General features: G+C 49.4%; 15 protein-coding genes. 10 read left to right on the top strand and 5 right to left on the bottom strand.

Annotated elements, in window-relative coordinates; genetic code table 11:
- Positions 1 to 71 precede the first annotated feature (71 nt).
- The gene (locus ACTHTY_RS00675) at positions 72 to 980 is read right to left on the bottom strand and encodes a serine hydrolase (protein ID WP_440366464.1); all 909 of its coding nucleotides are present in this window, start codon (positions 978 to 980) and stop codon (positions 72 to 74) included.
- Between the two features lie 313 nt (positions 981 to 1,293).
- On the opposite strand from ACTHTY_RS00675, the gene clpX reads away from it, so the two are divergent.
- The gene (gene clpX / locus ACTHTY_RS00670) at positions 1,294 to 2,559 is read left to right on the top strand and encodes an ATP-dependent Clp protease ATP-binding subunit ClpX (protein WP_440366153.1); all 1,266 of its coding nucleotides are present in this window, start codon (positions 1,294 to 1,296) and stop codon (positions 2,557 to 2,559) included.
- A 207-nt stretch (positions 2,560 to 2,766) separates the two neighbouring features.
- Here the strand turns inward: clpX and ACTHTY_RS00665 are convergent, their stop codons facing one another.
- The gene (locus ACTHTY_RS00665; protein WP_036491675.1) at positions 2,767 to 3,102 is read right to left on the bottom strand and encodes a hypothetical protein; all 336 of its coding nucleotides are present in this window, start codon (positions 3,100 to 3,102) and stop codon (positions 2,767 to 2,769) included.
- A gap of 428 nt (positions 3,103 to 3,530) precedes the next feature.
- On the opposite strand from ACTHTY_RS00665, the gene ACTHTY_RS00660 reads away from it, so the two are divergent.
- Positions 3,531 to 4,925, top strand: a complete 1,395-nt coding sequence (locus ACTHTY_RS00660) for a DEAD/DEAH box helicase (protein WP_440366463.1) — start codon at positions 3,531 to 3,533, stop codon at positions 4,923 to 4,925.
- 183 nt (positions 4,926 to 5,108) lie between these two features.
- On the opposite strand, the gene acnB is transcribed toward ACTHTY_RS00660, so the two are convergent.
- Together acnB and ACTHTY_RS00650 are read right to left on the bottom strand one after the other, a co-directional pair.
- Positions 5,109 to 7,694 carry a bifunctional aconitate hydratase 2/2-methylisocitrate dehydratase gene (gene acnB, locus ACTHTY_RS00655; RefSeq protein WP_049331611.1) on the bottom strand — a complete coding sequence of 862 codons (2,586 nt, stop codon included), beginning with the start codon at positions 7,692 to 7,694 and terminating at the stop codon, positions 5,109 to 5,111.
- 200 nt (positions 7,695 to 7,894) lie between these two features.
- The gene (locus ACTHTY_RS00650) at positions 7,895 to 8,932 is read right to left on the bottom strand and encodes a sensor histidine kinase (RefSeq protein ID WP_440366152.1); all 1,038 of its coding nucleotides are present in this window, start codon (positions 8,930 to 8,932) and stop codon (positions 7,895 to 7,897) included.
- A gap of 93 nt (positions 8,933 to 9,025) precedes the next feature.
- Here ACTHTY_RS00650 and argH point away from each other — a divergent pair, with 93 nt between their 5' ends.
- Positions 9,026 to 10,405: an argininosuccinate lyase gene (gene argH / locus ACTHTY_RS00645; RefSeq protein WP_440366151.1), complete on the top strand. Its 1,380-nt coding sequence runs from the start codon at positions 9,026 to 9,028 to the stop codon at positions 10,403 to 10,405.
- A 169-nt stretch (positions 10,406 to 10,574) separates the two neighbouring features.
- The gene (locus ACTHTY_RS00640) at positions 10,575 to 11,099 is read left to right on the top strand and encodes a hypothetical protein (protein WP_440366150.1); all 525 of its coding nucleotides are present in this window, start codon (positions 10,575 to 10,577) and stop codon (positions 11,097 to 11,099) included.
- A 50-nt stretch (positions 11,100 to 11,149) separates the two neighbouring features.
- Here the strand turns inward: ACTHTY_RS00640 and fumC are convergent, their stop codons facing one another.
- On the bottom strand, positions 11,150 to 12,538 hold the full coding sequence (gene fumC, locus ACTHTY_RS00635) for a class II fumarate hydratase (RefSeq protein WP_440366149.1): 1,389 nt from the start codon (positions 12,536 to 12,538) through the stop codon (positions 11,150 to 11,152).
- Between the two features lie 308 nt (positions 12,539 to 12,846).
- Between fumC and ACTHTY_RS00630 the strand changes: the two genes are divergently transcribed.
- The 6 genes from ACTHTY_RS00630 (at position 12,847) to ACTHTY_RS00605 (ending at position 19,838) form a co-directional block, all read left to right on the top strand.
- On the top strand, positions 12,847 to 14,766 hold the full coding sequence (locus ACTHTY_RS00630; protein ID WP_440366148.1) for a TonB-dependent receptor: 1,920 nt from the start codon (positions 12,847 to 12,849) through the stop codon (positions 14,764 to 14,766).
- Between the two features lie 57 nt (positions 14,767 to 14,823).
- Complete coding sequence (locus ACTHTY_RS00625; RefSeq protein ID WP_440366147.1) at positions 14,824 to 15,801, top strand: ABC transporter substrate-binding protein; 978 nt, start codon at positions 14,824 to 14,826, stop codon at positions 15,799 to 15,801.
- 236 nt (positions 15,802 to 16,037) lie between these two features.
- Positions 16,038 to 16,835 carry an ABC transporter permease gene (locus ACTHTY_RS00620; RefSeq protein ID WP_371459415.1) on the top strand — a complete coding sequence of 266 codons (798 nt, stop codon included), beginning with the start codon at positions 16,038 to 16,040 and terminating at the stop codon, positions 16,833 to 16,835.
- Complete coding sequence (locus ACTHTY_RS00615; protein WP_182096250.1) at positions 16,835 to 17,527, top strand: ATP-binding cassette domain-containing protein; 693 nt, start codon at positions 16,835 to 16,837, stop codon at positions 17,525 to 17,527. The genes ACTHTY_RS00620 and ACTHTY_RS00615 overlap by 1 nt, the downstream gene beginning before the upstream one ends.
- Positions 17,528 to 17,830: 303 nt before the next feature.
- Positions 17,831 to 18,445: a CadD family cadmium resistance transporter gene (locus ACTHTY_RS00610; RefSeq protein ID WP_199903545.1), complete on the top strand. Its 615-nt coding sequence runs from the start codon at positions 17,831 to 17,833 to the stop codon at positions 18,443 to 18,445.
- A gap of 295 nt (positions 18,446 to 18,740) precedes the next feature.
- Entirely contained in the window at positions 18,741 to 19,838 is a 1,098-nt protein-coding gene (locus ACTHTY_RS00605) for an NnrS family protein (RefSeq protein ID WP_440366146.1), read from the top strand.
- The last annotated feature ends 49 nt before the right edge of the window (positions 19,839 to 19,887 follow it).

The following is a 19,887-nucleotide window of genomic DNA, read 5'->3' as shown; positions in this document are numbered from 1 at the left end:
GTACCCAAATTTAATACACTTTACACAAAAAGCCGTCTGAACGGTTTCAGACGGCCTTTAAGCGTAATATTTTAAGAACGGCGCTGCAACATCCAAGACTCAATCTTACGTGCATCGTTCACGCGGGTTGTGGAAGACGGAGAGTTGAGCAACACAATGGTGATCGGCTGATTCTGTACATTGGCTTTAACCACCATAGAACGTCCTGCCTCGCGGATATAGCCTGTTTTCTGCAATTCGATATTCCAGCTGCCCTCACGCACCAAGGCATTGGAGTTTTTGTAGTTTTGACGACCGTTTGCCGTCCAAACCGAGCCGTAATTTGAAGTCGAATTTTTACGGATCAGCGGATACTTGCTGGCTGCCGCAACCATGCGGTTCAAATCGCGTGCAGTTGAAACGTTTTGGAAATTCAAACCGGTAGGCTCATAGAAACGACTGCTGCTCATGCCCAGGCTTTGTGCTTTGGCATTCATGGCCGCAACAAACGCACTCATACCGCCCGGATAGGTACGACCCAACGCATGGGTAGCACGGTTTTCACTGCTCATCAGGCTCAGATGTAACAGTTCTCCGCGAGTCAGCGTCGTGCCGATGCTCAAACGGCTGCCCGTACCTTTCAAACGGTCGATTTCAGCCTCGGTAATCGTGATAGGTTCGTTCATATCCAGACGCGCATCCAACACCACCATCGCGCTCATCAATTTGGAAATAGAGGCAATCGGCATGACACGATCAGGGTTTTTCTGATACAGCACTTCACCGGTTTTATTATTGAAAATCAAAGCAGATTGCGAAGAAAGCAGAGGACCTGCCAAAGCGGCTTGAGCTTCGACTTGGTCGGCATGACTCAACGCAAAAGCTTCCATCGGGTCATTTTGCACTGGGAAATTTTGCTCCAAAAATTGTCCCAATACATCCATATCATCGGCAACGGCAGGCGCAGAAGCAAAGGCCAATGCCACACCTGTCCATACCATTCCTAAAGTTTTATAGAATTTCATATCTGCCAATTCAAAAAAATACATTTAATTCAACATTCTGTTAAATTTTTCGGCAATTGTAAAGCGAGTTGAGAAAACTTTGCGTTTGTTTGCGAGATATTCAAATCCAGCGCCCGCATCTGTTTCTTAGACGATACGGCGCAATGCCTGCTCTGATTTGAAAAAACACAAGATAGTCATTATACTTAGGCTCCTTTGTCAGAGGCATTCCCTCAATCCGGCAATACGCCCGAAATATCTGTTCCCCCTTTACAACACAGCCTCCATACAACCATACGAAGAAATTATTATGTCTGAAGAAAAACGTACCTGTTCATTCTGCGGGAAGTCCGAAAACGACGTTAAAAATCTGATCGAAGGCGAACACGCCTTCATCTGCAACGAATGTGTAGAAACTTGCGGCATAATGCTACAAGACAACGAATCCGGCGAGATTGAAAACGAGCTTGCCAAAGCGAAAGAAGAAAACACCGAGAAAAAACTGCCTACCCCTGCCGAAATCGTTGCCAACCTCAACGACCACGTTATCGGCCAGGAACACGCAAAAAAAGCGTTGGCAGTATCGGTTTACAACCACTACAAACGCCTGCGCCACCCGAAAGCGGAGGGCAAAGTTGAATTGTCCAAGTCCAACATCCTGCTCATCGGCCCTACCGGCTCAGGTAAAACCCTGTTGGCGCAATCTTTGGCGCGCAAACTGGATGTGCCTTTTGTCATGGCGGATGCCACAACTTTAACCGAAGCCGGTTATGTCGGTGAAGACGTCGAACAAATCATCACCAAACTTTTGGGCAAATGTGATTTTGACGTTGAAAAAGCCCAGCGCGGCATCGTTTATATCGATGAAATCGATAAAATTTCACGCAAAAGCGACAATCCGTCCATCACGCGTGACGTATCCGGCGAAGGCGTGCAACAAGCCCTGCTGAAACTGATTGAAGGCACGGTAGCCAGCGTTCCCCCTCAAGGTGGCCGCAAACATCCGAACCAAGAATTCATCAATGTTGATACCACCAACATCCTCTTTATCTGCGGCGGTGCATTTGCCGGCTTGGAAAAAGTCATCCGCCAACGTACTGAAAAAGGCGGTATCGGCTTTGGTGCGGCGGTGCACAGCAAAGATGAAAACGCCGATATTTCAGCCCTGTTTGAAACAGTCGAGCCTGAAGACTTGATTAAATTCGGTTTGATTCCCGAGCTTATCGGCCGTCTGCCCGTGATTGCCACATTGGCAGAATTGGACGAAGATGCTCTGGTCAACATTTTGACCGAACCGAAAAATGCCTTGGTCAAACAATATCAAACCTTGTTTGAAATGGAAAATGTCGGCCTTGAGTTTGAAGAAGATGCCTTGCGCAGCATCGCCAAACTGGCAATGGAACGCAAAACCGGTGCGCGTGGCCTGCGCTCTATCGTTGAACGCTGCCTCTTGGACACCATGTACGCCCTGCCAGATTTAAAAGACGTAGCCAAAGTCGTCATCAATAAAGAAGTGGTGGAAAAAGGCGATCAGCCAAAACTTTTCCGTGAAGACGGCAGCGAATACAAGCAATAAGGTTTATTCTTCGAAAAAGACGTGTACCCATTACACGTCTTTTTTATTTTCTTAATAAAACCAAAACCATATTTTCTAATGATGGCCTTATACATGAAAAACAAAGGCCATCTGAAACATATTCAGACGGCCTTTGTTTTCAAGTTGCTCTAAGTCTGTCTTCATCCGGAGTATTGATGAGAGTGACTTCCTTGAATTTTATGAAGCTTATTTTTTTGCTTTTTTAGCAGCTTTTTTTGCAGGAGCAGCTTTAGCAGCAGGCTCGGATGCGGCAGCTTCAGGAGCAACAGCCTCAGGCGCTGCTACCGGTTCAGAGGCAGCAGGCTCGGAAGCAGCTGATTCAGCGGTACGTTGATAGCCTTTGTCTTTCATGCAGGCATCAAACACAGCGCGGTCAGCATTTTCACCAGATGCCTGTTGGCATTGGGTCATTGCTTCTTCAACAGTGACGCGTGGCGCTGCCGCTTCTTCAGCAGGTTTGGAAGAAGAACAAGCTGCCAACATCAGGCTACCGGTTGCAAGAGCGATCAATAAAGTTTTCATAATTGTATATTCCTAAATTTTGATTTTATGGTTTACCGTTAAACGGGAGATACAGGCTACAAAACAAGCTCTGCACCTCAATATTGAGTACGTGAGTACAATTTAGTTTCATTTCAGCCTGTAAGTTTTTGATAAATTAATTCTATTGACGTTAAGACAAATGCTTAATTCCCAATAAACTCAAAACCTTGCAGGTCAGCCATTTTTTCTGTTTTTGAACTGTAAAAATATCAAAACTTGGTCAATTCTAGCCGCAACCATCATTTGGGGAGTCCCTCTTTTTATGGCATAATGAACTACTTGACGGATTATTCCGCTCCCCATTTTTTCAAACCGCAGAATCAACATCATACTGCGGTTTGTCCATTTCAGAATCAGATTTTTCAGACGGCCTATCATTCAAAAGGCCGTCTGAACAGAAAGCCACCATCATGAATCCTTTCTCTTCACTCGGTTTAGGCAGCGAATTAGTCTCTGCCCTGACTGATCAGGGTTATGAAAACCCGACGCCTATTCAAGCAGCAGCGATTCCTAAAGCCTTGGCAGGACACGACCTTTTGGCCGCAGCACAAACCGGCACAGGTAAAACCGCCGCCTTTATGCTGCCCAGCCTCGAACGTCTGAAACGCTACGCTACATCCAGCACCTCCCCTGCCATGCACCCTGTCCGCATGTTGGTATTGACCCCGACCCGCGAACTGGCCGATCAAATCGATCAAAACGTACAGGCATACATTAAAAATCTTCCTTTGCGCCATACCGTCCTCTTCGGCGGCATCAATATGGACAAACAAACTGCCGACTTGCGCGCCGGTTGTGAAATCGTTGTTGCCACGGTTGGCCGACTGCTCGACCACGTCAAACAAAAAAACATCAATTTAAACAAAGTTGAAATCGTTGTACTCGATGAAGCCGACCGTATGCTTGATATGGGTTTCATCGACGATATCCGCAAAATCATGCAGATGTTGCCCAAACAGCGACAAACCCTGCTTTTTTCCGCCACTTTCTCACCGCCTATCCGCAAGCTTGCACAAGATTTTATGCACACGCCTGAAATGGTCGAGGTGGCCGCGCAAAACACCACCAACGCCAATGTCGAGCAACACATCATTGCCGTTGATGCACTTAAAAAACGCAACCTGCTCGAACGTCTGATTGTTGATTTGCATATGAATCAAGTTATTGTTTTCTGCAAAACCAAACAAAGCGTCGATCAAGTTACCCGCGACCTCGTCCGCCGCAATATCGCTGCGCAATCCATCCACGGCGACAAATCCCAACAAAGCCGACTGGAAACCCTCAACGCCTTTAAAGAAGGTACATTACGCGTTTTGGTTGCCACTGACGTTGCAGCGCGCGGCCTGGATATTGCCGAGTTGCCTTTCGTCATCAACTACGAACTACCAACCCAACCTGAAGACTACGTCCACCGCATCGGACGTACCGGCCGAGCCGGTGCCGACGGCGTTGCCATTTCCTTAATGGATAAAACCGAACAGAAAATGTTTGAATCCATTAAAGAGCTGACCGGCAGCAATTTGAATGTGGAACGCATCGAAGGCTTTGATCCGCATTGGTGGGGCAACGACAATCAAGATGAAGCCGAAGCGCAACCGGTTCAGCATAACGACAGCCGCTCTCGCCGCGAAGATAGAAACAAACGCAACGAATACGCAAATAAATCAGACAAAAACTCGAAAAAAGCAGAAGAGAAAAACGATCCGGGTATTGTCTGCGGCAAAATTGCCGGCAGAACACGCCGCAGCCGTCACGAGCGTCAGCCTTGCGCCCTGCTCCAACCTGGTTTTGGCGTAAAGTAAACAACGCTGATTAATCGGTTTTCTGATTATTTATCCTAAGCAAAGGCCGTCTGAAACTTATCTTTCAGACGGCCTTTTATTAAACTAAAAATAAAAAGGACGTGATGAACACGCCCTTTATTTTTCCGTTTCAGACGGCCTTTATTATTTAAGGCCGTCTGAAAATCGGTTTACCTTGCTATATTAAACATTCACGGTTTCGGCTACTTCGTTGTAGCTATCGATTTCGTTGAAGTTCATGTAGCGGTAGATTTGGTCGCCCTGCTCGTTGATGATGCCGATATTGGCTTGGTATTCTTCAACAGTCGGGATTTTACCCAGTTTGGAGCAGATTGCCGCCAACTCAGCCGAGCCGAGGTAAACAAAGGTGTTTTTACCCAAGCGGTTCGGGAAGTTGCGGGTGGAAGTGGACATGACGGTTGCGCCTTCGTGTACTTGGGCTTGGTTACCCATACACAATGAGCAACCCGGCATTTCCATACGCGCGCCTGCACGGCCGAGTACGCCGTAGTGACCTTCGTCAGACAGCTCTTTCGCATCCATTTTGGTCGGTGGTGCCATCCACAGACGTACCGGGATGTCGGTTTTACCTTCCAAGAGTTTGGAAGCGGCACGGAAGTGGCCGATGTTGGTCATACAAGAACCGATGAACACTTCGTCGATTTTGGTGCCGGAGCGTTCAGACATGAAGCACACGTCGTCAGGGTCGTTCGGGCAAGCAATAATCGGCTCTTTAATATCGTCCATGTTGATCTCAATCACGGCGGCGTATTCGGCATCTTTATCCGCTTCGAGCAATTCAGGATTTGCCAACCATGCTTCCATGGCTTTGATACGGCGTTCCAAAGTGCGCGAATCTTGATAGCCGTTGGCAATCATGTTTTTCATCAACACAATGTTGGATTTCATATACTCGATAATCGGCTCTTTGTTGAGCTTCACAGTACAGCCAGCAGCGGAGCGTTCGGCGGACGCATCAGTCAACTCAAAGGCTTGTTCCACTTTCAAATCAGGCAGGCCTTCGATTTCGAGGATGCGGCCGGAAAAGATGTTTTTCTTACCGGCTTTGGCAACAGTCAGCAAACCTTGTTTAATCGCGTACAACGGAATGGCATTCACCAAATCGCGCAGGGTTACGCCCGGTTGCAGTTTGCCGCTGAAGCGTACCAATACAGACTCAGGCATATCGAGCGGCATTACACCAGTAGCTGCTGCGAAAGCAACCAAGCCGGAGCCGGCAGGGAAAGAAATACCGATAGGGAAACGAGTGTGGCTGTCGCCGCCTGTACCGACTGTATCAGGCAACAGCAGACGGTTGAGCCATGAGTGAATCACGCCATCGCCCGGACGCAGGGATACACCGCCACGGGTAGAGATGAAGGCAGGCAATTCTTTATGGGTTCTCACATCGACAGGTTTTGGATAAGCAGCGGTGTGACAGAAAGACTGCATCACCATATCTGCTGAGAAGCCCAAGCAAGCCAGGTCTTTCAATTCGTCGCGAGTCATAGGGCCGGTAGTATCTTGCGAGCCGACAGTAGTCATGCGTGGTTCGCAGTAAGTACCCGGACGCACGCCTTTGCCTTCCGGCAAACCGCAGGCACGACCAACCATTTTTTGAGCCAAGGTGAAACCGGCTTTGCTTTCGGCAGGCGCTTGAGGCAGACGGAACTCGGTAGAAGCAGGCAATTTCAGTGCTTCGCGCGCTTTGGCAGTCAGGCCGCGACCGATAATTAGGTTGATACGGCCACCGGCTTGTACTTCATCCAGCAATACTTGTGATTTCAATTCAAAATCGGCAACAGTTTCGCCGTTTTTCACGATCTTGCCTTCATAAGGCAGGATATCGACGACATCGCCCATTTTCAGCGCGGAAACATCGACTTCAATCGGCAGTGCGCCGGAGTCTTCTTGAGTATTGAAGAAAATAGGAGCAATTTTGCCACCCAGGCATACGCCACCGAAACGTTTGTTCGGTACGAACGGAATATCTTCGCCTGTATGCCAAATGACAGAGTTGGTCGCGGATTTACGTGAAGAACCGGTACCGACCACGTCGCCAACGTAAGCAACCGGATGGCCTTTGGCTTTGAGTTCTTCCAATAATTTAATCGGACCGACTTCGCCCGGTTTGTCAGGATTGATGCCGTCGCGCGGGTTTTTCAACATCGCCAGCGCGTGCAGAGGGATATCAGGACGGCTCCATGCATCAGGTGCAGGAGAGAGGTCGTCTGTATTGGTTTCACCGTCAACTTTGAATACGGTAACAGTGATTTTTTCTGGAACTTTGGCACGAGAAGTGAACCATTCGGCATCTGCCCAAGATTGCAATACTTCTTGCGCGTATTTATTGCCTTTTTCGGCTTTTTCTTGAACATCGTGGAAAGAGTCAAACATCAACAGAGTGTGTTTCAGACCATTTGCAGCGATAGGCGCAAGTTTGTCGTTGTCCAAGAGTTCGATGAGTGCATGAATGTTGTAACCGCCAAGCATGGTGCCCAACAGCTCGGTAGCATACTCAGGGGAAATCAGCGGACTGGATGCGCTACCTTCGGCAACGGCTGCCAAAAATGAGGCTTTTACTTTAGCGGCATCATCCACACCGGGTGGTACGCGGTGAGCCAACAGCTCAACCAAGAATTCACCTTCACCGGCAGGTGGATTTTTCAGCAGCTCAACCAAATCAGCAGTCTGCTGAGCAGTCAGAGGAAGGGCGGGAATACCAAGGGCGGCGCGCTCGGCGGCGGCTTTACGATAGGCTTCTAACATCTCTTTGTTCCTTTTTCTGTTTTTTCTTCTGGACAATTGCAAATGATTTGCAATTAAGGATTGTAAACAATCCTTTTAAGTATCATAGACCAGTTTTCAAAAAATGGGAACAGTTATGTTACTGAATGTAATAAATTTAAACTATTTTGTTTAATGTATTAATAGTCTAACCTATCTAAAGCCGCCCTCTTCTAAGCGTTTTAGCCAAACAGACGAGAAACTTCGGCTGATTTTTTACGATACGGCAATATGATTTCAACGCGGAACAGGCCGTCTGATTGGATGTTTCTGATTTTCGCGTCGGTGTCATACATCAAAGTCAAGCGCTCTTTCAGATTGCGCAGAGCCATAGAATTGCCTTTATGCGGCTTGGTATTTTCGTTAGGTTCTGTTCCGCACGGATTTTCGATACTGATGAAAATAGATGATTTTTCCAATTTTGTTAATACCGTAATTATCCCTGGACGGTGGATAGATTCGACACCATGAAATACGGCATTCTCCAAAAGCGGCTGCAGCAGCAGATGTGGCGTTTCGGCATCATCGGGCGCATGATGCTGCCACATGACCTGTACGCGCATATGTCCCATTCGGATTTGCTCGATGGCAATATATTCCTGTGCCCACTCGATTTCCTGCCCCAAGGTGCTGTTTTGACTACCATCGCGCAGTTGCGCGCGGAACAGGTTGGCCAGATTTTCCAGCAAAGTTTCCGCATCATACGGACGCAGACGGATTAAGCTGATGGCGGCATTCAGGCTGTTAAACAAGAAATGCGGACGGATACGCGCCGTCAACGCACTCAGCCTGGCTTCGGAAATGGAAGGCGCAAGGCTGTTGCGGCGGGCGGCTTCGATGTACATGAAACTGAAACAAAAAAAGGTCAACAAGAAGAAGTGTTGAATCAGCGGCCAAATTTGCGTCTTCAAAATCACTAGATCGACAAACAAGAAAATCAGCAGGTTGGAGACGTAGGAAACCACAACGCTGTACTGCGAGCGAAGCAGGGACGGCGCAAATGCCTGTAAGAAATAGACCTTGAGTAAAATTAAAAGGATGACGGGGCAAGCCCATGAAAAATGTTGGAAAATCTGTTCCGGATAAGGTACGCCCGATACCGTCATCAACGGAAAGATAAACAAACTGATTAACAAAACAATGAGCAGGCGCACCAGAGTTGCGGAATTGCGCAAATCCGGCACTGCGAAATTCTGGTTTATTTGACGTATAATAGACATGATTTCAACCGTTTTCTTTCATAATGTATAGACGGGTCTGCTATATTGAAGACGTAGACCCTGTTTTTTTATTTATATTTTAAGGATGCTGATATGAGCAAGGACAAAACCTGGTCAGGCCGTTTTAACGAACCTGTTTCCGAGCTGGTTAAAAAATATACCGGCTCGATTGATTTTGACAAACGACTGGCAGAATGGGACATCCAAGGCTCGCTGGCACACGCGCAAATGCTGACACAGTCGGGCGTTTTGAGCGAAGACGACCTCTCCGCCATCCGTCAGGGCATGGCCGAGATTATAGCAGAAATCAAAGAAGGAACGATTTCCTGGTCGCTGGATTTGGAAGATGTCCACATGAACATCGAACGCCGCCTCACCGACAAAATCGGCGATGCCGGCAAACGCCTGCACACCGGCCGCAGCCGCAACGACCAAGTCTCTACCGACATCCGCCTGTGGCTGCGCGATCAAATTACCGTTATTCAAAGCCTGATTCAAAACCTTCAGACGGCCTTGGTTGATTTGGCGGAACAAAACGCCGAAACCGTCATGCCCGGCTTTACCCATCTGCAAGTTGCCCAACCGGTCAGCTTCGGGCATCACATGCTCGCCTATGTTGAAATGCTCGGCCGTGATTTCGAGCGCATGGCCGACTGCCGCAAACGCGTCAACCGTATGCCGCTCGGCGCCGCCGCACTGGCCGGTACCACCTACCCGATTCAACGCGAAATTACCGCCGAGCTGCTGGGATTTGAGCAAATCTGCCAAAACTCGCTCGATGCCGTATCTGACCGCGATTTTGCCATTGAGTTCACGGCTGCCGCTTCTCTGATTATGGTTCACCTGAGCCGTCTTTCCGAAGAATTGATTTTGTGGATGAGCCCGCGTTTCGGCTTCATCGATATTGCCGACCGTTTCTGCACCGGCTCTTCCATCATGCCGCAAAAGAAAAACCCCGACGTACCCGAACTCGTGCGCGGTAAATCCGGTCGCGTGATTGGCCACCTGATCGGCCTGGTTACCCTGATGAAATCGCAACCTTTAGCATACAACAAAGACAATCAGGAAGACAAAGAGCCTTTGTTTGATACTGCCGACACGCTTATCGACACCCTGCGCATTTACGCCGACATGATGCGCGGCGTGACCGTCAAACCCGACAATATGCGCGCCGCCGTAATGCAGGGTTTTGCAACGGCTACCGATTTGGCGGATTACTTAGTGAAAAAAGGCATGCCTTTCCGCGACAGCCACGAAGTCGTTGCCCAAGCCGTGCGCCATGCCGATGAAGCTGGCGTTGATTTAAGCGAATTGCCGCTTGAAGTCCTGCGAGGTTTCAGCGGTTTGATTGCCGACGACGTTTACAGCGTGCTGACACCCGAAGGCAGCTTAAACGCGCGCAACCACTTGGGCGGCACCGCGCCTGAACAAGTCCGTTTCCAAGTGAAACGCTGGCGTGAATTGTTGGCTTAAATCCATCTAAACACATAAGTAAAAGGCCGTCTGAAAATTTTCAGACGGCCTTTTGATTACCCGTGTTACACTCAACCTCACAATAAAAACAGATAAAACCTAAACTTACCTTCAAACGAGAAAACACGCCTCCTGACTTTGCCGCCCTACTCAAACAAAAGGAGCAAGGATGAAAAACATTGTCTTAAAATTGATCATGATCTGCCTATGCTGCGGATGCTATGCCGTATTCGTTGCCTGGGAAAATGGCGGATTCAGCCAGCTCCATGATTTTCAAGCAATAGAGAGCAACGGCATGAGCGCATACCTTCATCAAACCTCCGCCGCCACCATGCAGGCTGAAAAAAACGAGCTGTCGATTTTGCAAAACAACCAAAACAGCTTGGCCTCTTGCGTCGGCATTGAATCTTTATGCGAACACGCCAAGCCGGGCATCTGGGTTGAACATGCCAAATTCTTACAACACAAAGACACAGGCAAATTATTGGTACTTTCGTTGGATTATTTGGAAAACAATGACACCGCAAAAACCCTACACAACCGCTATACTGCATCGCTCCTCCGCCAAGCAGACAGAACGGAAGCATGGCATTACGCCTGGCGTACATTTTTGAGCTCAATAATATTTCTAATGGTCGTCAATCTGACGCCAATGATTTTTGCCCTATTAGAAGAAAAGACAAGCGCAGCATAAAAACATGCCGTCTGAACACATTTTCAGACGGCATGTTTCATTATTAAAGCTTAACGCGGATGAACCATATCGGCAGGAACGACCAATTCATCAAACTCTTCTCCCGTCAACAAGCCCAATTCGATGGCGGTTTCGCGCAACGATTTGTCGTTTTTATAGGCGGTTTTGGCGACTTTGGCGGCGTTTTCGTAGCCGATTTTGCGGTTTAACGCAGTAACCAACATCAGAGAATGGTGCAAGAAATAATCGATTTTTTCCGGCACGGGTTCGATGCCGACGGCGCAGTGTTCGTTGAAGCTGTTGCACACGTCACCCAAGAGGCGGATGGATTGCAAGAGATTGTAAGCGATAACGGGCATATAGACGTTCAGCTCGAAATTGCCCGACGCGCCTGCCATGCCGATGGTGACGTCGTTGCCGAACACTTGGCAGCACACCATGGTCATCGCTTCGCATTGGGTCGGGTTGACTTTGCCCGGCATGATGGACGAACCCGGCTCGTTTTCGGGGATTTTAATTTCGCCCAAACCGCAGCGCGGCCCGCTTGCCAGCCAGCGGATGTCGTTGGCGATTTTGTTCAGGCTTGCCGCCAGCGTTTTCAATGCACCCGAAGCGGCAACGGCGGCATCGCGTCCGCCCAAGGCTTCAAATTTGTTCGGCGCGCTGACAAACGGCAGGCCGGACAATTCGGCGAGTTTTGCGGCGGCTTTTTCGGCGTATTCGGGATGGCTGTTCAAGCCCGTGCCTACCGCCGTGCCGCCCAAAGCGAGTTCATACAAGTCTTTAAGTGCATCGTTCAGACGGCCTAAACCGTGATCGAGCTGGGAAACGTAGCCGGAAAACTCTTGTCCCAAAGTCAACGGCGTCGCATCTTGCAAGTGAGTGCGGCCGATTTTGACGATAGGGGCGAAAGCTTGGGCTTTTTTGTCCAATGTATCGCGCAAGGTTTTTACCGCCGGAATAAGGTGACGGTTGATTTCAATCGCGGCGGCGACATGGATGGCGGTCGGGAACGCGTCATTGGTCGATTGTGCGTGGTTCACATGGTCGTTGGGATGGACGGGCTGATACGCCGCCAAACCTGTACCGGCGATTTCGTTGGCGCGGTTTGCCAACACTTCGTTCATGTTCATATTGGATTGCGTGCCGGAGCCGGTCTGCCACACTACCAATGGGAACTGCCCGTCGAGCTTGCCGTTCAACACGTCGTCTGCCGCCTGCGTAATCAAATCTGCCTGTTCGGGCTTAATCCTGCCGAGGGAAACATTGGTGGCGGCAGCGGCTTTTTTCACCAGCGCCAAAGCATAAATCAACGGCTGCGGCAGGGTTTCGCCGCCGATTTTGAAATTGTTACGGCTGCGCTGGGTCTGCGCGCCCCAATAGGCTTCGGACGGGACTTCGACATTGCCCATGGTGTCGTGTTCGGTACGGGTACTCATGCGTTTCTCCTACATTTAAACAGAAATAATAATGATTCGTAAATTTATTATACCCAGCAAAAGGCCATCTGAAAAGAGAGAGGTTTTCAGACGGCCTTTTGCTTTATTAACCTAAAATACTAATAGAAGATAAAACCCGATTTCGGAGCAAATACAACCTGCGCCGCCGCTCCCCTCTTCTAAAAATTTTCCTCCTTGCCGATTTGTGTTCGACGCTAAGTGTTTATCAACAATAAATACCTTATCGTTTCTTTACTTTGTTTCTCTCCAAGAGCATAATGAATAAAAATGATTATCAGGAGATGAAGATGAAACGAAAACATTTGGTTTACCTGTTAATGAGCAGTTTTGCCGCTGCAAACGGCTTTGCCGAAACCTTGGCAGACCCTGATGAAATCCAGCCTGTCAAAACCTTCTCCCCTCCCAAACCGATTGCACCAACCGCCGCACAAGGCTATTTCCCCGAAAACCAATTCGACCGCACCGACCGCAGCGATCATTACTTTGTTACTGAAAACATAGACCAAGCCTTCCGTCCGCTGAAAGCAAACAGCGGCTTTTACGGCAAAAGCTTTTACAATTCCGTTACCGCACAAGCGCGTGGGGCAAAGGTGTACGGCGTAGCCAACCTCAATCACACCAAGGCCAACGGCTACAAAGACGGCGACGGCAATCAGACCGATTGGAAATACAGCCGTCTTAATCAAGCTTTGGTACTCGGTTTCGTGCCGTCTGAAAATCAGGAATACCGCCTCACCTACCTACACGACAACATCAACAACGACCGCCAACCGCAGTTCGTCAACGACGCATTGGATACCGAACGCCATATCGCCAAACTCAACGCACGTTGGGGCAATGCCGATTTGAGCAATACGGTCAGCGCAGAAGCAGGCATCATCAAACTCAAACGCCATGCCGACAATTACTCCTTGCGACCAAACAACACGCCGCAGCAAGTGTTCGTAGAGCTTGACCGCAAAGTGTACGACTTCTCGCTCAAACACGATGCGGACTTCGGCAAATTCCACAACACCGCCGCCGTCAGCTACCGCAACGACAGCCAAAACGGTGAGCGCAACGCCCACACCGCCATGCGCGATTTCCTCAACGGCTACCGTTTCGCTGATGTACACCTCGACCGCTGGCGCATAGCCGATACCCTGTCTTACAAGTTTGACGACCAACACAAACTGGGCTTGGGCTTAAGCTACGAAATCAACGAAGCGGACGTACGCAAAAATACGGCGCAGCCTGAAAACCCAATAAAACCCGGTTTCTCCTTCGCCTCATCACAACAAATCTGGAAAACCCATTACGGCTACGACTTCAACGGCAAAGTGCGCCGTCATGCCTTCTCAGGCGAACTCAAATACGATTTCACGCCGTCTGAAACGCAAAAATACAGCGTTTCCCTTGCTCACTTAGAACGCATCGGCGACAACACCGAACGCTTCAACTCGCTTGCCGCCATCGTGCAAAACCGTATGAACGGCATGATGATGAACCCAAACCCAGCCGCCGCCATCGCAGGCAATCCCCTGCTGAAAACCGAAAAACACAACCGTATCAAGCTCACCGCCGACAGCCGCAACGACTACTACAACGGCTACATGAACTCGTTGGCAGGCGCAGGCTGGAACGTAGGCGGCACGCTTGTGGCAGACAAAGTCAAAGACCTGATTATTTTTGACCGCGCCCACGGACAAAGCGGCACGGCTTCCAAAGGCAGCGGCATCATCACACGCAACGTGGACGCGCGATTGTTTACCGCTCAGGCCTATGCGCGTTACAACTTCAATCCGCATTGGGCGGCAGGCATCAAAGCCGCCTACAACTACGGACACAATGAAACCGACGGCAGGCCGCTCTATCAAATCCGTCCGTTTGAAGCCGCCGTCCAAGCCGACTACAAAAATTACTTTGCCCACGGCAGCTACAACATCGGCGCGGCGACACGCTTTGTCGCCAAACAAACGCGCGGCGATTTTGACGCGGCAAGCGGTCTGGGCATAGACAAACGCGAAGCCGCCAAAGGCTTTACCGTTGCCGACGTGTACGCAGGCGTAAACTTCAAAGACAAATACGGCTTACGCTTGGGCGTAAACAACGTGTTCAACAAAACATACGCCGAATACATCAGCGGCGACCACGTCCTCGCCCTGTCGCCCAGCGTCGTGTATGCACCGGGCAGGACATATTGGTTGAGTTTGCATGCGGCATTTTAAAATCAGGCCGTCTGAAAGAATGCCTGCATTGGCTTATTAAGAATTAGGAGATAAAAAATGGAACTGAAAAGACGCGATTTCTTAAAAATGACCGCCGCGCTGGCAGCCGCAGGCGTTTCGCCTTCGCTATTGGCAGCCGGTAAAGAACAATTTACCGTGTACGGCGCGCCGGCGATGCCCAGCGTTACCATCGCCGTAGCGGCGTTGCAAGGCAAGCTGGCGAAACAGGCGGATGTATCGCTGAAAATCTGGCGTTCGCCCGACCAACTGCGCGCAGGTGTAGCAAGCGGACAATTTAAAGTAATGATGAGTCCGAGCAATGTCGGCGTAAACCTGCGCAACCAAGGGCAGAAAGTCGGTATGGTCAATATTTTGACCAACGGCATCACGCAGCTGATGTGCAAAGGCAGCGCGATTGCCTCGCCGCAGGATTTGGTCGGTAAAAAAATCCTTGTGCCGTTTAAAAACGATATGCCCGACATCGTGCTGCAAGCCTTGTTGAAAAAACTGAAAATCGACGTACACAAAGTCGGCATCACTTACACCGCCACGCCGCCCGAAGCAGTCGGACTGTTTTTAAGCAAGGACTACCACGCCGCCATCCTGCCTGAACCGATGGCAACCGCCAGCCTACTGAAAGGCAAAACCATGGGCGTAAACGTCGTGCGCGGCTTTGATTTGGTGAAAGCATGGGGACAGGCGTTTGACACCAAACCGCTGATTCCGATGGCAGGCATCATCGCCAACGAAGAATATTTCCACGCACACAAAGCGCAGTTCGACCTCTTCCATCAGGATTTGAAAAACGCGCTCAACTGGATACTCGCCAACCGCCAAAGCGCGGCGAAAATCGGTAAAAACTATCTCCCCGCCCCCGAACCCGCCCTAGTCATGGGCTTGGACGGCGCGCGGCTGACGGTAACCAAAGGCAGCGAAGTGAAGAACGAGATTTTGAAGTTTTACGAAATCCTGATGCAGTTCAACCCGAAACTTTTGGGCGGCAAGCTGCCTGATAATGGGTTTTTCTTGGCTTAAAATGGGAGAAAGGCCGTCTGAAAGTGTAGAATAGTTGCAAGTATTCAATCTTCTATTTTCAGACGACCTCAGAGCATTATCCGCTGCGTAGGTTAAATCAATTCCCAGCAGCGTAGGTCGGATTCTTGAATCCGACATTTCGGCTAAACGGGGGCTGTCGGATACGAGTATCCGACCTACTTTTTTTCAGATGGCCTATCCTTGCCAAAACATAACGACAAAACAACACCCAAACCATGATTAAAACCGATAAAATCCGCAAACCGCAGCCTGCGGTGTTTTACATCATCGACTACCTTTGGAGCGGCTTTGCCGGTCTGAGCGTGGCGATGGTGGTGGTGGCGTTGTGGGCATGGGGCAGTGCCGTGTTCGGCGAGTTTATGCTGCCTGCGCCGGTGGAGGTGTTTCAAAAGTCTTTGGATTTATTGAAACATTTTCAGGAAAACGAAATCGGGATTTCGCTGTGGCGGTCGGTGGTGGGCATTTCGGTTGCTTTGGTAGCAGGATTGACAGCGGGGCTGGTGGCAGGCAGTTTTAAGACGGCGATGGCGTTGCTTAAGCCTGTGATTACGGTTTTATTGGCGATGCCGCCGATTATTTGGGTGGTAATGGCTCTGTTTTGGTTCGGTTTCGGCAATCCGAGCGTGCTGTTTACCATCATTGTGTTGGTTGCGCCGCTGACGTTTGCGAGTGCGGCGGTTGGGATGGCGAGCGTGAACAGGCAGCATGAGGAATTGTTTGACGCTTATAAGTTAGGCCGTCTGAAAAAAATCCGTTATCTGTATATCCCGCATCTGACGGGCTATGTGATTTCCAGCATCGGCGTGGCGGTGGCGATGGGGGTGAAGGTGGTGATTATGGCGGAACTCTTGGGCGCGAGCGAAGGCGTGGGCGCGCGGATTGCGGACGCGAGGGCGATGCTGGAGACTTCGACGGTGATGGCTTATGTGGTGTTGGTTATCGTGTTTGTGTCGCTGTTTGAATACTTGATTACCAAGCCTTTGGAAATTTTGTTTATGCCGTGGAGAAGATGATGCTCTGTCTTGAAAACGTGCGTTTTGAAATTCTCCGCGACCCCATCGTGCGCGATTTCAGTTTGAACCTGCAACATGGCGAAGTGAAAGCCTTATTCGGGCCGAGCGGCTGCGGCAAGACGACGGTTTTGCGGCTGATTGCGGGCTTGGAAACGCCGAAATCGGGTACGATACGCAATACTTTCCGCAAAACGGGCTTTCTGTTTCAGGAAAACCGCCTGCCGGAAAACCTGACCGCGATGCAGAATATCGCGATTTTTATGGACAAACCCGATGAAGGCGAAATCATCGCGCTGGCGGCGAAAGTCGGGCTGACTGCGGGCGATTTGAACAAATATCCGACCGAGTTGTCCGGCGGTATGGCGAAACGGGTGGCGTTTCTGCGCCTGCTGCTGTGCGGCTGCGACCTTGCCTTGCTGGACGAACCGTTTGTCGGTTTGGACCGCGATTTGCGCGATATTTTGGTTGCCATGCTGGTGGAAAAAATCGAGCAGCAGGGCATGGCGTGTATGCTGGTAACGCACGACCGCTTCGAAGCCGCGCGCCTGAGCCATGAAATCATGCTGCTTTCCACTAAGGGCATGAACGTGCAAAACGTGATTACCCTGCCTACGCCGCTGTCCGAACGCGATTCGGCTTTTGAAGAAGCCGTGGTGGCAAGAGAGTTTCAGGGGATTCATTATTATGAGTGATAGGAATTTAAATTTCTGACAAACCTTGCGGTTCGTTGCCCTCTCCCACGGGGAAAGGGGATCAGGTTTCTCAAAATCAGAGAGCCGTAGAATTGGGAATCAGATGTCAGGTAAACCTAAAAATATTCAGGCTCGACAGCCCAATTCCCTCTCCCCGTGGGAGAGGGCTAGGGAGAGGGTAAGCAAGCCGCAGGCTTGCCTCTTTAGCGAAAGATACGAATCTGTTATCCGAACGCGATTCGGTTTTTGAAAAAGCCGTGGTGCCAAGGGGGCAGGGGATTCATTATCATTATGAGGTGCTTTATGTTTTCGACTGTGATTACTGCTGCTGTTTTATATATTGCTACAGCAGTAGATTTGTTGGTAATACTATTAATATTTTTTGCTAGAGCAAATACTAGAAAAGAATATCGAGATATTTATATCGGACAATATTTAGGTTCTGTAATTTTAATATTAGTTAGTTTATTTCTAGCTTTTGTTTTGCATTATGTTCCGGAAAAATGGGTGTTGGGTTTATTAGGTTTAATACCGATTTACTTAGGTATTAAAGTTGCTATTTACGACGATTGTGAGGGCGAAAAAAGAGCTAAAAAAGAATTGGATGAAAAAGGGTTGTCAAAATTAGTCGGTATTGTTGCTTTGGTTACAGTTGCTAGTTGTGGTGCAGATAATATTGGACTTTTTGTTCCTTACTTTGTGACTTTAGATCTTGTCGACTTATTAGTTACTCTTCTTGTATTTTTAATATTGATTTTTGTTTTAGTATATACAGCACAAAGATTGGCTAATATTTCAGGTGTTGGTGAAATTATAGAGAAGTTTAGTCGTTGGATAATGGCTGTTATTTATATTGGTTTAGGATTATTTATTATTATTGAAAATAATACAATTCAAACAATAATATCAATAATATGAATGATACGGGCATTTGAGTATCTGACAAACCTTGCGGTTCGTTGCCCTCTCCCTAGCCCTCTTCCACGGGGAGAGGGAATCAAGTTGCTGAAAATCAAAGAGTGCAGGATTGGGAATTAGATGGCAGGTAAACCTGAAAATATTCAGGCTCGACAGCCCAATTCCCTCTCCCCGTGGGAGAGGGCTAGGGAGAGGGTAAGCAAGCTGCAGGCTTGCCTCTTTGGCGAAAAATACAACCCTGTCCGCCCAATAAATCTATATCCGAAAGCATCTTCATGCAGAATCAAGCCAAACCATGAATAAGTTTTTCACCCACCCCATGCGGCCGTTTTTCGTCGGTGCAGCGGTGCTTGCCATACTCGGCGCGTTGGTGTTTTTCATCAGCCCCGGTGCCGTCATTTTGCACCGCCAAATCTTCTTAGAACTCATGCTGCCTGCGGCATACGGCGGCTTCCTGACTGCAGCCATGCTCGAATGGACGGGTTATAAAGGTCGTCTAAAACCTGTCGCTACTTTGATGGCGGCATTACTGCTCGCCGCATCTGCCATACTGCCCTTTTCGCCGCAAACCGCCTCGTTTTTCGTCGCCGCCTATTGGCTGGTATTGCTGCTGTTTTGCGCCTGGCTGATTTGGCTCGACCGCAACACTGATAACTTCGCCCTCTTAATGCTGCTTGCCGCGTTTACTATTTTTCAGACGGCCTACGCCGCAACTGGCGATTTGAACTTACTGCGCGCGCAAGTACATCTGAACATGGCGGCGGTCATGTTTGTATCCGTCCGCGTCAGTATTCTTTTGGGCGCGGAAGCCCTTAAAGAATGCCGTCTGAAAGACCCTGTTTTCATTCCAAATATCGTTTATAAAAACATCGCCATTACTTTCCTGCTCTTGCACGCCGCCGCCGAACTTTGGCTGCCCGCGCAAACCGCCGGTTTTACCGCGCTTGCCGTCGGATTCATCCTGCTCGCCAAGCTGCGTGAGCTCCACCATCACGAACTCCTGCGCAAACACTACGTCTGCACTTATTACCTGCTCCAGCTCTTTGCCGCCGCAGGCTATCTGTGGGCAGGCGTGGAGAAACTGCAAAATCTGCCCTCCTCTGCCCCCCTGCATTTGATTACCCTCGGCGGCATGATGGGCGGCGTGATGATGGTGTGGCTGACCGCAGGACTGTGGCACAGCGGCTTTACCAAGCTCGACTACCCGAAACTCTGCCGCATTGCCGTCCCCCTGCTCTTTATGGCTGCCGTCTCGCGCGCTTTCTTGATGAACGTGAACCCGATATTTTTCATCACCGTCCCCGCGCTTCTGACCATCGCCGTGTTCGTACTGTATCTTTTCACGTTTGTACCAATATTTCGGGAAAATGCGTTTACGGATGATCCGGAATAACACAAAAGGCCGTCTGAAACTTTCAGACGGCCTTTGCTTTAAATAAATG

Origin of the sequence: Neisseria sp. P0019.S002, assembly GCF_051957155.1 — a bacterium.
Classification (GTDB): Bacteria; Pseudomonadota; Gammaproteobacteria; order Burkholderiales; family Neisseriaceae; genus Neisseria; species Neisseria perflava.
The sequence above is the reverse complement of the archived record's forward strand: the minus strand, read 5'-3'. Positions and strand labels throughout refer to the sequence as shown.

Coding starts and splice junctions, on each gene's coding strand:
- ACTHTY_RS00675 (WP_440366464.1), bottom strand. CDS start 980: ATGGTATGGACAGGTGTGGCATTGGCCTTTGCTTCTGCGCCTGCCGTT.
- clpX (WP_440366153.1), top strand. CDS start 1,294: ATGTCTGAAGAAAAACGTACCTGTTCATTCTGCGGGAAGTCCGAAAAC.
- ACTHTY_RS00665 (WP_036491675.1), bottom strand. CDS start 3,102: ATGAAAACTTTATTGATCGCTCTTGCAACCGGTAGCCTGATGTTGGCA.
- acnB (WP_049331611.1), bottom strand. CDS start 7,694: ATGTTAGAAGCCTATCGTAAAGCCGCCGCCGAGCGCGCCGCCCTTGGT.
- ACTHTY_RS00650 (WP_440366152.1), bottom strand. CDS start 8,932: ATGTCTATTATACGTCAAATAAACCAGAATTTCGCAGTGCCGGATTTG.
- argH (WP_440366151.1), top strand. CDS start 9,026: ATGAGCAAGGACAAAACCTGGTCAGGCCGTTTTAACGAACCTGTTTCC.
- ACTHTY_RS00640 (WP_440366150.1), top strand. CDS start 10,575: ATGAAAAACATTGTCTTAAAATTGATCATGATCTGCCTATGCTGCGGA.
- fumC (WP_440366149.1), bottom strand. CDS start 12,538: ATGAGTACCCGTACCGAACACGACACCATGGGCAATGTCGAAGTCCCG.
- ACTHTY_RS00630 (WP_440366148.1), top strand. CDS start 12,847: ATGAAACGAAAACATTTGGTTTACCTGTTAATGAGCAGTTTTGCCGCT.
- ACTHTY_RS00625 (WP_440366147.1), top strand. CDS start 14,824: ATGGAACTGAAAAGACGCGATTTCTTAAAAATGACCGCCGCGCTGGCA.
- ACTHTY_RS00620 (WP_371459415.1), top strand. CDS start 16,038: ATGATTAAAACCGATAAAATCCGCAAACCGCAGCCTGCGGTGTTTTAC.
- ACTHTY_RS00615 (WP_182096250.1), top strand. CDS start 16,835: ATGCTCTGTCTTGAAAACGTGCGTTTTGAAATTCTCCGCGACCCCATC.
- ACTHTY_RS00610 (WP_199903545.1), top strand. CDS start 17,831: ATGTTTTCGACTGTGATTACTGCTGCTGTTTTATATATTGCTACAGCA.
- ACTHTY_RS00605 (WP_440366146.1), top strand. CDS start 18,741: ATGAATAAGTTTTTCACCCACCCCATGCGGCCGTTTTTCGTCGGTGCA.